The organism is Pseudomonas sp. NPDC086112 (assembly GCF_044746425.1).
Lineage (GTDB): Bacteria > Pseudomonadota > Gammaproteobacteria > Pseudomonadales > Pseudomonadaceae > Aquipseudomonas.
The window spans coordinates 36,663-51,866 of record NZ_JBIVCD010000029.1 but is presented as its reverse complement, the minus strand read 5'-3'; the positions used below and the strand labels follow the sequence as shown (position 1 = coordinate 51,866).

General features: G+C 60.2%; 11 protein-coding genes. 1 reads left to right on the top strand and 10 read right to left on the bottom strand.

Going from position 1 to position 15,204, the window contains the following annotated elements; translation table 11 throughout:
* From ACIPLA_RS19400 to betI, 7 genes are all read right to left on the bottom strand, one after another.
* On the bottom strand, nt 1-297 hold a 297-nt coding region (locus ACIPLA_RS19400), incomplete at its 3' end, for a DEAD/DEAH box helicase (protein WP_401175166.1).
* A 231-nt stretch (nt 298-528) separates the two neighbouring features.
* The gene (mdtD, locus tag ACIPLA_RS19395) at nt 529-1,956 is read right to left on the bottom strand and encodes a multidrug transporter subunit MdtD (RefSeq protein ID WP_401175118.1); all 1,428 of its coding nucleotides are present in this window, start codon (nt 1,954-1,956) and stop codon (nt 529-531) included.
* Between the two features lie 163 nt (nt 1,957-2,119).
* Nucleotides 2,120-3,469, bottom strand: coding sequence for a TldD/PmbA family protein (locus ACIPLA_RS19390; protein WP_401175116.1), 1,350 nt, complete (start codon nt 3,467-3,469; stop codon nt 2,120-2,122).
* Nucleotides 3,469-4,911 (bottom strand): TldD/PmbA family protein, encoded by a 1,443-nt coding sequence (locus tag ACIPLA_RS19385; protein ID WP_401175114.1) that lies wholly within the window; start codon nt 4,909-4,911, stop codon nt 3,469-3,471. Before ACIPLA_RS19385 ends, ACIPLA_RS19390 begins: the two co-directional genes overlap by 1 nt.
* A 283-nt stretch (nt 4,912-5,194) precedes the next feature.
* On the bottom strand, nt 5,195-6,898 hold the full coding sequence (gene betA, locus ACIPLA_RS19380) for a choline dehydrogenase (RefSeq protein ID WP_192344860.1): 1,704 nt from the start codon (nt 6,896-6,898) through the stop codon (nt 5,195-5,197).
* Between the two features lie 181 nt (nt 6,899-7,079).
* Nucleotides 7,080-8,552, bottom strand: coding sequence for a betaine-aldehyde dehydrogenase (betB, locus tag ACIPLA_RS19375; RefSeq protein ID WP_401175111.1), 1,473 nt, complete (start codon nt 8,550-8,552; stop codon nt 7,080-7,082).
* A 106-nt stretch (nt 8,553-8,658) separates the two neighbouring features.
* Entirely contained in the window at nt 8,659-9,252 is a 594-nt protein-coding gene (betI, locus tag ACIPLA_RS19370) for a transcriptional regulator BetI (protein ID WP_192344858.1), read from the bottom strand.
* A 380-nt stretch (nt 9,253-9,632) separates the two neighbouring features.
* Between betI and ACIPLA_RS19365 the strand changes: the two genes are divergently transcribed.
* Nucleotides 9,633-11,582 (top strand): BCCT family transporter, encoded by a 1,950-nt coding sequence (locus ACIPLA_RS19365; protein ID WP_401175163.1) that lies wholly within the window; start codon nt 9,633-9,635, stop codon nt 11,580-11,582.
* A 221-nt stretch (nt 11,583-11,803) separates the two neighbouring features.
* On the opposite strand, the gene choV is transcribed toward ACIPLA_RS19365, so the two are convergent.
* From choV to ACIPLA_RS19350, 3 genes are all read right to left on the bottom strand, one after another.
* Nucleotides 11,804-12,982 carry a choline ABC transporter ATP-binding protein gene (gene choV, locus ACIPLA_RS19360; protein WP_218395248.1) on the bottom strand — a complete coding sequence of 393 codons (1,179 nt, stop codon included), beginning with the start codon at nt 12,980-12,982 and terminating at the stop codon, nt 11,804-11,806.
* Nucleotides 12,979-13,824: a choline ABC transporter permease subunit gene (gene choW / locus ACIPLA_RS19355; protein WP_218395247.1), complete on the bottom strand. Its 846-nt coding sequence runs from the start codon at nt 13,822-13,824 to the stop codon at nt 12,979-12,981. Before choW ends, choV begins: the two co-directional genes overlap by 4 nt.
* Before the next feature lie 65 nt (nt 13,825-13,889).
* Nucleotides 13,890-14,837, bottom strand: coding sequence for a choline ABC transporter substrate-binding protein (locus ACIPLA_RS19350; protein ID WP_008072543.1), 948 nt, complete (start codon nt 14,835-14,837; stop codon nt 13,890-13,892).
* Nucleotides 14,838-15,204: the final 367 nt, after the last annotated feature.

Genomic DNA, 15,204 nt, shown 5'->3' with positions numbered 1-15,204 from the left:
GAAGGACACGCCGCCACACAGGGTCAGGACCTTGATGTTGTCTTCGGCGCGGGCCAGACGACGGATTTCCTTGGCGACCTGGTCAGCCAGCTCGCGAGTCGGGCAAATGACCAGCGCCTGGCAACCGAAGAAGCGCGGATTGATCGGGTTCAGCAAGCCGATACCGAAGGCGGCGGTTTTGCCGCTGCCGGTCTTGGCCTGGGCGATCAGGTCCATCCCCTGGAGGATCACCGGCAAGCTTTGCGCCTGGATCGGCGTCATCTGGGCATAACCGAGGGAGTCGAGGTTAGCCAGCATGGCGGCGGACAGCGGCAAAGTATTAAAAGCGGTGGCGATGGTGGTCACGGGACTGGCCTGCAAAACAAAATGTCGCGCAGTGTATCAGTCTCATGGCCATTCGCCTGAAGTTTCCGGACGAGAAGTCGTAGCAGCTGCCGAGGCACGAGGCTGCGTTGGGCTACGAAGCAGCCCCCGAGGGCGGTCCTGCGGACACGCAACGCAGCCTCGTGCCTCGGCAGCTGCTACAAATCAATGTTCTATATCGTGCTCGCGGCTGACCATCCGTCGGCCATCCTTGGGTGAAAGCTGCGAGAAGATGGTTGCAGCGAGCATCGCCATGATTCCAACCGTCACAAACGTCAGCTGGAACGCGCCCAGAACCGTGTCCACGCCGTCATTGCCGATCTCTGCCGTGAAGCCACCGAGCAGGGCGCCGGCGCAGGCCACACCGAGGCTCAGGGACAATTGCGCGACCACCGACAGCAAACTGTTGCCGCTGCTGGCGCTGGCGTCGTCGAGGTCGATCAGGGTGACGGTGTTCATCGCGGTGAACTGCAAGGAGTTGATCGCCCCCAGAACCGCCAACTGAGCCAGCAGCAGCCAATACGGCGTCTGCTCGCTGACCAGGCCCATGCTGGCCAGCATGATCCCCAGCGCCAGTGTGTTGCCGGTCAGCACGCTGCGATAGCCGAAGCGTTCGATCAGCGGCCGCGCCACCGACTTGGCGACCATCGCGGCCGCAGCCAGGGGCAGCATGCTCATCCCGGCCTGAGACGGCGAGTAACCCAGCGCCACTTGCAGCAGCAACGGCACCAGAAAGGGCAGGGCGCCGCTGCCGAGGCGAGCGAACAGGTTGCCGAGGATGCCCACGGCGAAGGTTCGGGTCTTGAACAGCGAGGGCGCAAACAGCGGATTGTCGATGTGCCCGGCCCGCAGCCAATACGCCGCCAGACACGCCATGCCGCCGAACAGCAGCAACATCACCCGCAAGTGCGGCAGGTGCAGTTCGCCGAGGCCTTCCATGGCGATGGTGATCAATACCATCGCCGCGCCGAACAGCAAAAAGCCCAGGCTATCGAAGCGCGTGCGTTCACTGCCGCGCAGGTCAGGGATGAATTTCCACACCGCGTAGCAACCGAGGACACCTACCGGCAGGTTGATCAGAAAGATCCAATGCCAAGTCAGGTATTGCACCATCCAGCCGCCCATGGTCGGGCCGATCAGCGGGCCGAGCAGGCCGGGAATGGTGATAAAACCCATGATCCGCACCAGTTCCGAGCGCGGATAGGCGCGCAGCACCACCAAACGCCCGACCGGCAACATCAACGCGCCACCGAGGCCCTGGATCACCCGGGCGCCGATGAGCATGCTCAGGGTGCTGGACAAGGCGCAGAGCAATGAGCCGAGGCTGAACAGGAGGATGGCGCCGAAAAAGATCTTTTTGGTGCCGAAACGGTCGGCGATCCAGCCGGAGGCGGGGATCAGTAAGGCGACGGTGAGCATGTAGGCGATGATGACGCCCTGCATGCGCAGCGGGTCTTCGGCCAGGTCCCGGGCCATGGCGGGGAGCGCGGTGTTGAGGATCGTCCCGTCGAGGGACTGCATGAAGAAGGCAATGGCCACAACCCACGGTACCCAGCGGGCGGTGATGGCGTCGAGAGGTGGGCGGTCGGGCATGGGACCTCTTGTGGGTGTAAGTCAGGTAAACCGTGGTGACTTCTTCGCGGGCAAGCCTCGCTCCTACAGGTTTGGAGCCGGCCGCAAAATCCACGACAACGTTTGCCGCAAATCCGCGGCAACCCCCGATCCTGTAGGAGCGAGGCTTGCCCGCGAAGCTTTTTTACAGCGTCAACGTCAGTCGGCTGACGAGCGCGCCCGGCAACAGTGCCGAAGCAGTCGCCCGCTGACTGTAGGTGCTGGCCGACAGCAGCAATTCACGCTCCTCGGTCAACGCTTCCAGCTGCGAACCGAGCAGGCTGTAGACGCTGTCATCAAACCGCATAGTGCTCACCGGCGCCTGAATCTCGCCGTTCTCGACCCAGAAGGTCGCAAATCGGGTCATACCGGTCAGGCGCGCTGCCGGTTGGTCCGAGTAGTTCAGGTACCAGAGGTTACTGATGTAAAGCCCGGTGCCGAGGCGCTTGAGGATGTCCTTCTGCTCCAGATCGCCGCCGTTCATGACCAGCGCCGTCGGGTACTCATGGCTGCTGGCGCCGTTGGCAGCGAGGCCGTATTCGGCGGCGCTGCGGGAATTGATCAGTCGGGCATTGGCCATGCCTTTGGCGATCAACCCCAGATCATCGCGGGGATAACCTTCGTCGGAAAACGCCGGGCTCAAGGAACCGCTGACCTGCTCACTCAACCATACGTTGGGGCTGAAGCAGGCTTCGCTGGCGTAGAACTTCTGCAATGGGCTCTGTTTGCTGGCAATCGCCTGGGCCGAAAAACCGCCCCAGCTCAGCATGCCCATGATTTCTTCCAGCGCAGCCGGCGCCAGGTAGGCGCGGTATTCGCCGGGCGCCAGCGTGCGCAACGGCCGACCCAGAAACGCCAACTGCTCGCGGGCCTGCTGGAAGCGCCTGGCAAAGCCTTCGCTGCTCCAGTCGTGCCCGGCATAGCTGGCTTTCACCGCCTGACCGTTTTCATGAAACAGGCTGAAATCGAAGTTGAAGCTGTTGGCCTGATGCCAGCCGAACGCGCCCGAGGAGCTGGCGAAACCGCGACTGATCGGCCCGGCGGCATAGAAGCCGACCAGATCCAGCCCTTCGGCAGCCTGGGTGATTTCAGCGACCACTTGCTCGGTGTCCGGCAGCGGATGCTCCTGCACGTTGTTGCTCTGCCAGTCGTTCTGGTTAAGCAGCAGGTATGGATCCTGAGGCAACAGTGGCAAGGTTTCGCGCAACTGTTGCAGGCCTTCGGCCAGACGCTGAAGATCAACTTCGTGGTCGCCCGACAGCGTGATATTCAGATCGGCATGACGACCATCGTTAATCAGTTTGAACCCGACACTCGCTTGCTGCACCTGCCCGGCCTGACGGACCTTGGCGTGGTTGAAACGCACGAAAGCCGATGACTCGGCGGCGTAGCTGAGGGTGAATTGCTCCGGCGTGCGCAGTGCATCGCGCAGCCAATTGACCAGGTCCTTGAACGACTCGGCCTGGCTATTTGAAGTGCTCGTGGCAGTACTCATCAGGCATCTCCCCCAAACACATCCACATTGCTGAACACACAGGCCGGCGACGCGTGACCGACGCGGATCACCTGGTTCGGTTCGCCCTTGCCGCAGTTCGGCGTGCCTAGCACTTTGACGGTGTTGGCATCGCCGACAGCGCTGAGGCTTTTCCAGAATTGTGCGGAAATTGCCCGGTAGTTCGGGTTCTTCACCACACCCTTGAGTTCGCCGTTTTCGATCAACTGGCCCCATTCGCAACCGAACTGGAATTTGTTGCGCGCATCGTCGATGGACCACGAACGGTTGGTGCTCATCAAAATGCCGTGCTCGATGTTGCCGATCAGCTGTTCCAGCGGCTGATCGCCGGGCTCGATGTTGAGGTTGGCCATGCGGTCGATCGGCGGCCGGTTCCAGCCGCAGGCGCGGCTGTTGGCAACGCCATCCATGCCGGCGCGAAATTGCGACAGCGCACCGCCCAATGGCCGCAGCAGCAAACCTTCCTTAATCAGAAATTGCTTGCTGGCGGCGCTGCCATCATCGTCATGGCCGTAGCTGGCGAGTTGCTCGGGGATGTCCGGGTCGAACGTCACGTTGAGCAGTTCGGAGCCGTATTGCAGGCTGCCGAAGTCTTCTGCCTTGACGAAACTGGTGCCGGCATAATTGCGCTCATCGCCCAGGATGCGGTCCAGTTCCAGCGGGTGACCGATGGACTCGTGGATCTGCAGCATCATTTGATCGGGCATCAGCAACAGATCGCGGGGGCCTTGCGGGGTGTTCGGCGCCAGCAGCAATTGCAGCGCCTGATCGGCGACTTTCGGGCCGGCACCGATCAGGCCGCAACGGCTGATCACATCAAAGCCGCCCTGCTGGCCGAAGTTCTCGCGGCCCAGGCTACGGGTCTGGCTGTCGCTGCCGTCGAAGGCGGTGACGTCCATGCTCGGGTAGACGAAGCGCTGGGCCTGACGCAACTCGGCACCGGCGCTGTTGAGGTAGATTTGCTCGACGTTGGTGATGCCGATGCTCGCCTGCCAGTTCACCAATCGCTCGTCCTTGGGCACGGCGGCAGATTCGGCGCCGAGCAACTGGTAGCAATCGCTCAGGGACGGGAAGGGCTGGTCAAGATTGGGTGATAAGTAGTCGGCGCGGTCGCTGGAGACGGCTTGCTCGCGCAGGTCGAGCAGGGCGTGAGGTTTGAGTCGACGGGCTTGTTGCTCGGCTTTCTCCAGCGCGGCTTGCAGACCGGATTGGGACAGGTCATTGGTCGCGGCATAGGCTTCGACGCCGTTGACCCGAACGGTCAGCATCGCGCCTTCGTCACGGCTCAGGCTCGGCGGTTCGGCGACGTTCTTGCGCACCGACAGGTACTGGCCGGATTCGCGTACATAACGCAGCGAAAAGAATTCAGCGCCCGTGCGCAAGGCAGCAAAACGCTGCTTGAGCTGGGGGTGGAAATCGAACATTCGGGAACCTCCTTGGCATGGAGTTGCGATGTATCGGTATTGCGAGGGGGAGAAACGTTTGCGTGGCGCTAGATTAGGCCTGCGCAAGGGGAGGATCAAGGGCGTAGCGGAGTAAGAGAGGATTGCCCGGTATGGAGCAGGAAATTATGTATTGTTTGTTGGGGCCCCTTCGCGAGCAAGCCCGCTCCCACATTTGATCTCTGGCGTTCACAAAATTTGTGTTCACTACCGATCTAATGTGGGAGCGGGCTTGCTCGCGAAGGCCGCGCCTCGGTATTACGCCTTACTGAGCAGTCAGGCTCACATCCCGCAACGGCTTGCCACGCACCGGTGCATCACCGGCCACGTAGTAGGCAGCCTTGCTACGCGGCAATGGCTTGCGACCGCGGATCTTGTCGGCGATTTTCTCGGCCATCATGATTGTTGGCGCGTTCAGGTTGCCGGTGGTGATGATCGGCATGATCGAGGCATCGACCACGCGCAGGGCTTGCATGCCGTGCACACGACCTTCGCCATCGACCACGGCCATCTCGTCGGTGCCCATCTTGCACGAGCAGGACGGGTGGAACGCGGTTTCGGCGTGTTCGCGGATGAACTTGTCCAGCTGCTCATCGGTTTGCACCTCGATGCCCGGGCTGATTTCGCGGCCACGGAAGGCGTCCAGCGCTGGTTGCTGCATGATTTCACGGGTCAGGCGGATGCCATCGCGAAATTCCTGCCAGTCCTGCTCGGTGGCCATGTAGTTGAACAGGATGCTCGGGTACTCGCGCGGATCCTTGGACTTGGCCTGGATGCGACCTCGGCTTGGAGAACGCATGGAGCCCATGTGCGCCTGGAAGCCGTGCTCTTTCACACCGTTGCTGCCGTTGTAGTTAATCGCCACCGGCAGGAAGTGGTACTGAATGTTCGGCCAATCGAATTCCGGACGAGTGCGGATGAAACCACCGGCCTCGAACTGATTGCTGGCGCCGATGCCGGTGCCGTTGAACAGCCACTCGGCACCGATGGCTGGCTGGTTGTGCAGCAGCAGCGAGGGGTACAGCGAAACCGGTTGGGTGCAGGCATATTGCAGGTACAGCTCAAGGTGATCCTGCAGGTTTTCACCAACGCCTGGCAGGTCGTGGACCACCGGGATGTCGAGTTTTTTCAGCAGTTCGGCCGGGCCGACGCCGGAGCGTTGCAGAATCTGCGGCGAAGCGATGGCTCCGGAGCACAGCAATACTTCTTTGCGGGCGCGGGCTTCAACGCGCTCTTCAGCGGCGCCGATCAGGTAACGCACGCCGACCGCACGCTTGCCTTCGAACAGGATCTTGTCGGTCAGGGCATGGGTGACGATGGTCAGGGTCGAACGCTTCTTGGCGACGTCCAGGTAACCACGCGCGGTGCTGGCGCGACGGCCGTTCGGCGTCACGGTGCGGTCCATCGGGCCGAAACCTTCTTGCTGGTAGCCGTTGAGGTCTTCGGTGCGCGGGTAACCGGCTTGCACGCCGGCTTCAACCATCGCGTGGAACAACGGGTTGTTGCCGGCTTTCGGCGTGGTCACGCTGACCGGACCGTCGCCACCGTGGTAGTCGTTCGGGCCGATGTCACGGGTTTCCGCCTTGCGGAAATACGGCAGACAGTCGAGGTAGGTCCAGTCTTCCAGACCGGGCAGCTTCGACCAGTTGTCGTAGTCCATGGCGTTACCACGGATGTAGCACATGCCGTTGATCAGCGAAGAACCACCCAGGCCCTTGCCGCGACCGCATTCCATCCGGCGACCGTCCATGTGTGGCTCTGGATCGGTTTCATAGGCCCAGTTGTAGCGACGACCTTGTAGTGGGAATGCCAGGGCGGCCGGCATTTGCGTGCGGAAGTCGAGACGGTAATCCGGGCCGCCCGCTTCGAGCAGCAGGACGGTGACGCCTTCGTCTTCAGTCAGACGGGTCGCCAGGGTGTTACCGGCCGAGCCGGCACCGATGATGATGTAATCGAATTCTTGGGACATTGAATGCACCCTCTTTGAAAGTGGTCAGGTCATGGCCGTGGCGAGTGCTGCGCACTCGATTCGCGGGCAAGCCTCGCTCCTACAGGTTCGGCGTCGTGCACAAACCTGCGGCAAACCTCGATCCCGTAGGAGCGAGGCTTGCCCGCGAAGGCGGCCTCGCGGGCAACACAAGACTCGGGGCTTAGAACACCGAGGCGTAATCGCCCAGTTCGACCTGTACCGATTTGATGCGTGTGAAGTTGTTCAGCGAGCTGATGCCGTTCTCACGACCCACGCCCGACTGCTTGTAGCCGCCGACCGGCATCTTGGCGTCGGACTCGCCCCAGGCGTTGATCCAGCAGATACCGGCTTCCAGTTGATGGATCACACGGTGAGCGCGGTTCAGGTCTTTGGTGACGACACCAGCCGCCAAACCGAACTCGGTGTCGTTGGCGCGACGGATCACTTCTTCTTCGGTTTCGTACGTCAGGATGCTCATCACCGGGCCGAAGATTTCTTCGCGAACGATGGTCATCTCGTCGGTGCAGTCGGTGAACACGGTCGGTGCCACGAATGCGCCTTTGGCGAATTCGCCTTCGGTCAGACGGCTGCCGCCGCACAGAACGCGAGCGCCTTCTTCCTTACCTTTGGCGATGTAACCCAGCACGCTTTCCATGTGGGCGAAGCTGACCAGAGGACCGAAGTTGGTGTTCTCGTCTTCCGGGTTGCCGACGCGGATGCGGGCAACGCGCTCAACGATCTTGGCTTCGAACGCGGCTTTCAGGTGGCTCGGTACGAACACGCGAGTGCCGTTGGTGCAGACCTGACCGGAGCTGTAGAAGTTGGCCATCATTGCGGTGTCGGCGGCGCGATCCAGGTCGGCGTCGTCGAAGATGATCAGCGGGGATTTGCCGCCCAGTTCCATGGTCACGTCTTTGAGCGACGAAGCGGAAGCGCTGGCCATGACCTTCTTGCCGGTGTCGGTGCCGCCGGTGAAGGAGATTTTTTCGATGCGTGGGTGTTCGGTCAGCCAGGTGCCGACTTCACGGCCACTGCCGGTCAGAACGTTGAACACACCGGGCGGCAGGCCAGCTTCGGTATATATCTCGGCCAGTTTCAGGGTAGTCAGGGAAGTGACTTCGCTTGGCTTGAAGATCATCGCGTTACCGGCCGCCAGGGCCGGTGCGGATTTCCACAGGGCGATCTGGATCGGGTAGTTCCACGCGCCGATACCGGCCACGACGCCCAGCGGCTCGCGACGGGTGTAAACGAAAGACGTGGTGCGCAGCGGAATCTGCTCGCCTTCGATGGCCGGCACCAGGCCTGCGTAGTACTCCAGCACGTCAGCGCCGGTGACGATATCGACGTAACGGGTTTCGGAGTACGCCTTGCCGGTGTCCAGAGTTTCCAGAGCGGCCAGTTCATCGTTGCGCTCGCGCAGGATGTCGACGGCGCGACGCAGGATGCGCGAACGCTCCATGGCGGTCATTGCAGCCCAGATTTTCTGACCCTTTTCGGCGCTGACCACAGCGCGCTCAACGTCTTCCTTGGTTGCACGTTGTACGGTTGCGAGGACTTCACCGTTAGCCGGGTTGATGGCTTCGAAAGTGGCGTCGCTGCTGGCGTCGGAGTAACCGCCATCGATGTAGAGTTTTTGCAGTTCGAAACGGGCCATAAAGTCCTCGCAAGTGCATAAGTGGTTGGCGTTGACCACCGGGCGAGCCGTGTAGCAGTGGCGTCGCGGTCGGTAGCGGTTCAGGTGCTGAGCGGTTCTGTGTGCTCTAACTCACCTGCTTGGCCAGTTGGAAATCCATGTATTCGTAAGCGATCTGGTGCGCCTGCCCGGTGTCGAAAGCATCTCCCGACAGCGCGCCGCGCAACCACAAACCGTCAATGAGGGCTGCCAGGCCGCGGGCGGCGCTGCGCGCTTGATCAAGCGGCAACACACGGCGGAACTGGCAGCACAGGTTGGAATACAGACGGTGATCGTTGATCCGCTGCAACCGGTGCAAAGACGGGTGGTGCATGCTGGTGGCCCAGAAGGCCAGCCAGGTTTTCATTGCCGGGCCATTGACCTGGCTGGCGTCGAAGTTGCCTTCGATAATCACCTGAAGGTGAGCCCGTGGGCTGGTGTCCTCCAGCGCCTGACGGCGCGCGGTGACGTTCTCGCTGAGGACACTCATCAGATACTGCGCCGTGGCGGCGATCAGGCCGTTCTTGTCCTGAAAGTAGTGACTGATGATGCCATTCGAGACACCGGCCAAACGGGCGATCAGCGCAATGCTGGCGTCCCCCATGCCGACCTTGTCGACAGCCTGTAACGTGGCTTCGATCAATTGCTGGCGGCGGATGGGTTGCATACCGACCTTGGGCATCTTGCACATCTCCTTAGGCCTTCCGGTGGACGAAAAACGGCTACCGGATTGTGGGCCAGTCTATTTTGTTTTGATTGAACGTTCAATCAACAAAGAATAAGATCTGCGACAAATCGTCGCTACCTACAGGTTTTTCCTACGTGTAGTTGGCGGAAAAACGACATCCCAAAATGCTCGAAACCCATACGCGCAGGCGTCCCAAGGGTTTCGGGCTTTTTTCGGGGTGTCTTTATATCACCCGCCGGTCGGCTGCCAACTAACCGATTGGTCGGGTAACGCGCTGCCTTGTGTTCTTCTCTCGCACTGCCTGGAGCATCTGTGCCATGAGTTCTGCCTCTCTAATAAAGACCCCACCCGAGAAGGTGACGGTCAACGGTTGGGTGTTTTACACCTCTACCGCGTTGATTCTGCTGTTGACCGCCATTCTGATCATCGCCCCGCAAGAGGCCGGCAGAATGCTCGGCATTGCCCAGGCCTGGTTGTCCCGCAGCTTCGGCTGGTACTACATGGTGGTGATCGCCGCTTATCTGGTTTTTGTGGTTGGCCTGGCGTTTTCGTCCTACGGCAAGCTCAAGCTGGGCAGCAAGGACGACACCCCGGACTTCAGCTACGGCGCCTGGGCGGGGATGCTGTTCTCGTCGGGTATCGGCATCTCGTTGCTGTACTTCGGTGCTTCCGAACCGCTGGATCATTACTTCAATCCGCCGGAAGGCGTGGCTGGCAGCAATCTCGCGGCTCGTCAGGCGGTGCAACTGACGTTCCTGCATTGGGGCCTGCATGGCTGGGCGATCTACGCACTGGTCGGCCTGGCCGTGGCGTACTTTGCTTACCGTCATAACCAGCCGCTGGCGTTGCGGTCGGCGCTGTATCCGCTGGTCGGCGAGCGTTGGGTCAAAGGCGCGGCCGGTCATGCGGTGGACGGCTTCGGCATGTTCGTGACCTTGCTGGGGCTGGTGACGAACCTGGGGATTGGTTCGCTGCAAGTGTCGTCGGGGCTGGAAAACCTGTTCGGCATGGAACACAGCAACGCCAACCTGCTGATCGTGATCATCGTGATGAGCACCGTGGCGACCATCGCCGCTGTGTCCGGTGTGGAAAACGGCATCCGCCGCCTGTCCAACCTGAACATCGTGCTGTTCAGCGGTCTGCTGATTTTCGTGCTGCTGTTCGGCCCGACCCTGCACCTGCTCAACGGCTTTGTGCAGAACATCGGCGACTACCTGAACGGCGTGGTGCTGAAGACGTTCGACCTCTATGTGTATGAAGGCGACAGTGAGAAGTCTGACCGCTGGTTGGGCCTGTGGACTCTGTTCTACTGGGCCTGGTGGATTTCCTGGGCCCCATTCGTCGGCATGTTCATTGCGCGTATTTCCCGTGGTCGCACGGTGCGTGAATTGGTGGCCGGCGTGTTGCTGATTCCGCTGGGCTTCACCCTGGCATGGCTGTCGATTTTCGGTAACTCGGCCCTGGACCTGGTGATGAACCATGGGGCGGTGGAACTCGGGAAGACGGCGCTGGAACAGCCATCGATGGCGATCTACCAATTGCTTGAGCATTACCCGGCGTCGAAAATCGTGATCGGCGTGTCGATTTTTGTCGGCTTCGTGCTGTTCCTGACCCCGGCGGATTCCGGCGCGGTGATGATGGCCAACCTTTCCTGCAAGGGCGGTAATGTTGACGAAGATGCGCCGCACTGGCTGCGGATTTTCTGGTCAGCAGTGATCACTCTGGTGACCATTGGTCTGTTGTTCGCCGGTAACTTCGAAGCCATGCAAACCATGGTGGTGCTGGCCGGTCTGCCGTTCTCCGTAGTGCTGGTGTTCTTCATGTTTGGCTTGCACAAGGCCATGCGCCAGGACGTGCAAATCGAACAGGAGCAAGCGGAACTGGCAGCGCGTGGTCGTCGTGGTTTCAGCGAGCGTTTGACCCAGCTGGACCTGCAACCGAACCAGTCGATCGTTCAGCGTTTCATGGACAAGCAAGTCAGCCCGGCGCTGGAAGATGCCGCTGTGCAATTGCGTGCTCAGGGCCTGGATGTGCAGACGTTGCTGGGCAAGTCGAAACGCTGCATGGGCGTGCGGATCGAGATGGAAGAGGGCAACCCTTTTGTCTACGAAGTGAGCCTGGACGGTTATCTGGCGGCGGCGAGCGACACGGTGTCTGCTGAAAGCGCTGATGAACCGCGCGCACGTTACTACCGTGCCGAGGTGTACCTGCATAACGGCAGCCAGGATTACGACTTGATGGGCTTCACTCAGGATCAGATCACCCGTGACGTGCTCGATCAGTTTGAAAGCCATCGGCAATTGCTTGGCCGGGTTTATAGCTAAGAGGTGAGTGGCGCGGTGTTCCAGTGACACCGTGTCGTATTCTTCGCGGGCAAGCCTCGCTCCTACAGGTATTCGGTTGATCACCTATTTATGATTCAACCCCTAACCTGTAGGAGCGAGGCTTGCCCGCGAAGGGGGCATCAGCCGCAAAACTGCATGACCCGATATCCCGCAAACAAAAACGCCGCGATCTCTCGCGGCGTTTTTGTGTCTGCTGCTTCTTACCCCAGGTTCTTGCCGAGCAGCGCGTGGTACAGCTCGCTGTCGCCAAGAATCCCGACAACCTTGTTGTTGTCATGCAACACCAGCTTATTGCCGGTCTGGTAACGAATCTGCAACGCATCGCGCATGCCGATGTTGGAGTCCACCAATGTTGGCCGACGCCCCAAACCTTCAACCGCTTGCCCCGGTATCCAGTTCTGCAGGTCCAGGCTCGAACCGTTCTGGCGTGCGCCTTTGATGGTGTTGCCTTCGGCCAGGTCCAGCCACGAATCGCCGCCCGGATCCAGGCACACCGAACCGTTGATGCGTTTGCAGTTGTCCAGGGTGCGCATCAGGCTGCGACCACACAATACGTTCAGCGGATTGGTGTGGGCGACGAAGGTGCGCACGTAATCGTCCGCAGGGTTCAGCACGATTTCTTCCGGTTTGCTGTACTGGATGATCCGGCCGTCTTTCATGATGGCGATACGGCTGCCGAGCTTCAGGGCTTCATCGAGGTCGTGGCTTACGAAAACGATGGTCTTGCTCAGTTTGCGTTGCAGTTCCAGCAGTTCGTCTTGCAGGCCTTGGCGGATCAGCGGGTCGAGGGCCGAGAACGGTTCGTCCATCAGCAGAATGTCGGCGTCCATCGCCAGCGCTCGGGCCAGGCCGACACGCTGTTGCATACCACCGGAGAGCTCATTGGGTTTCTTGTTGCGCCACTGGGTCAGGCCTACCAGCTCAAGCTTCTCGTCCACCAGTTTGCGGCGTTCTTTCTCGGGGCGTCCTTGCATTTCCAGGCCGAAGCTGATGTTCTCGCGCACCGTCAGCCAAGGCATCAGGGCGAACTTCTGGAACACCATCGCGATGCGCTTGGTGCGCATCATTTTCAGTTCCGCCGGGGTGCAAGAGGCGATGTCGATCTGCTTGCCTTCGTGCTCGACGAACAACTTGCCACGGCTGACGGTGTTAAGGCCGTTGATGCAGCGCAACAGGCTGGATTTGCCGGAGCCGGACAGGCCCATCAGTACGCAGATTTCGCCTTTTTCGATGTCCAGGCTGGCCTTTTCGACACCGACGATTTGCCCGGTCTTTTTCAGAATCTCGTTGCGGGTCATGCCCTGGTCGAGGAGTTTGAGCGCCTCGCGCGGGTCTTTGGAGAAGATCACGTCCACGTCTTCGAAGCGAATAATGCTCATGCGTCACCCCCTACTTTAGCGTCGGGTTGTTTGCAGATACGGTCGAGCATGATCGCCAGCAGTACGATCGCCAGGCCTGCTTCGAAGCCCAGAGCGATATCAGCAGTGTTCAGTGCGTTGACCACGGGTTTGCCCAGGCCATCGGCGCCCACCAGTGCCGCAATCACCACCATCGACAACGACAGCATGATGCACTGGGTGATACCGGCCGCGATGCTTGGCATGGCGTGGGGCAGTTCAATTCGCGAGAGCAGCTGACGGCGCGAGCAGCCAAAGGCCTTGCCGGCGTCCATCAGTTCGTCCGGAACATCGCGGATACCCAGGTAGGTCAGGCGGATGGGCGCGGCAATCGCGAACACCACCGTCGAGATCAGACCTGGGACCACACCCAGACCGAAGAGGGTCAGGGTAGGAATGAGGTACACAAAGGTCGGCACGGTCTGCATCAGATCGAGCACCGGCCGCATCACTGTGTAGAACATCGGTTTGTGCGCGGCGACGATGCCCAACGGCACGCCGATCAGCACGCACACCAGGGTGGCGAACAACACCTGGGCGAGGGTTTCCATGGTTTCCTGCCAGTACCCCAGATTGAGGATCAGCAGAAAGGAGGCGACGACGAAAACGGTCAGGCCCCATTTGCGTTGAATGAAGTGTGCCAGTAGCGCGATGAGGCCGATCAATGCCAGCGGGTTGAACCAGGTCAGCGCAAAAGTCACACCGTGGATCATCGTTTCCAGTGACACGGCGATTGCGTCGAAGGTGCTGGCGCCGTGTTGCGTCAACCATTCAACGAAGCCCGCGATGTACTGGCCTAAAGGTATTTTCTGATCAATCAGCATGGTAGTGAACGTCCGCATGCAAGGGAATAAACAGCCCGGGCGAGCGAACTCGCCCGGCGTAAGCATTACTGCGCAAGCTTGGCTTTCACGGCCTCCAGGCCAGGTTTACCGTCAATGGTGGTCACGCCAGCGAGCCAGGTATCGAGTACCTGTGGATTCTTTTTCAGCCAGGCCTTGGCGGCCGCGTCAGGCTTCATTTTGTCGTCCAGGACGTTGCCCATCAGCGTGCTTTCCATGTCGAGGGTAAACACCAGGTTTTTCAGCAACTGACCGACGTTGCTGCATTCCTGTGCGTAACCCTTGCGGGTGTTGGTGTAGATGGTCGCCTGGCCGAAGTTCGGGCCGAAGTATTCGTCGCCGCCGGTCAGGTACTTCATCTTGAATCGCGTGTTCATCGGGTGCGGTTCCCAACCCAGGAACACCACGGCGGTGTTGCGGCGCTGGGCGCGATCGACTTGCGAGAGCATGCCTGCCTCGCTGGACTCGACCACCTTGAAGCCGGCGTCTTTCAGGCCGAAGGCGTTCTTGTCGATCATGCTCTGGATCAGGCGGTTGCCGTCGTTACCCGGTTCGATGCCATAGATCTTGCCGTCGAGTTCTTTCTTGAACTTGGCGATGTCGGCGAAATCTTTCAGACCTTTGTTATACAACTCTTCGGGGACGGCGAGTGTGTATTTTGCGTTTTCCAGATTAGCGCGCAGCGTGTCCACGGTGCCGGCATCGCGGTAGGCCTTGATGTCGTTTTCCATGGTCGGCATCCAGTTGCCGAGGAACACGTCCATGTTCTTGCCGTCGGCCAGGGACTTGTAGGTCACCGGCACGGAAATCATCGTGGTCTTGGTCTTGTAGCCCAGGGCATCGAGAACGACGCTGGTGGTGGCGGTAGTGACGGTAATGTCCGTCCAGCCGACATCGGAGAAGTTTACGGTGCTGCATTGGGCCGGTTCTGCGGCTTGAGCCAGAAACGGCAGACTCAGCATGGCGGCCAACAACAACGACGGGGAACCTTTCATAAGGGGCGACTCCTTGGTGTTTTTTTTGGCAGTGTTCCGACTGGACCACCGCACTTATCTGTTGCGGTTGGATGGCGTTTTGGAGACAGCTCTACCACGGCGCCTTGCAATCGAGTCGATACGATCATGTACCAGTGAAAATCTGACGCCTACAGGGTGCGTCGTAACCAGTACAGGGATGGTCGCATCCAGTGTCGGTAACGTCGTTTACAGCTTTTTTCAGCCCGTTTTGCCCCTCTGATCCGCAAAAAAACGGCGAAAACACAGCGTAAGCGGCCTGCGGCGCTAGCGGGCATGAGTGCGTCGGTGTGAGACGTTGAACGACATGACAAAAGCCTGATGATGCGGCCATCTCGGCGGATTGCAG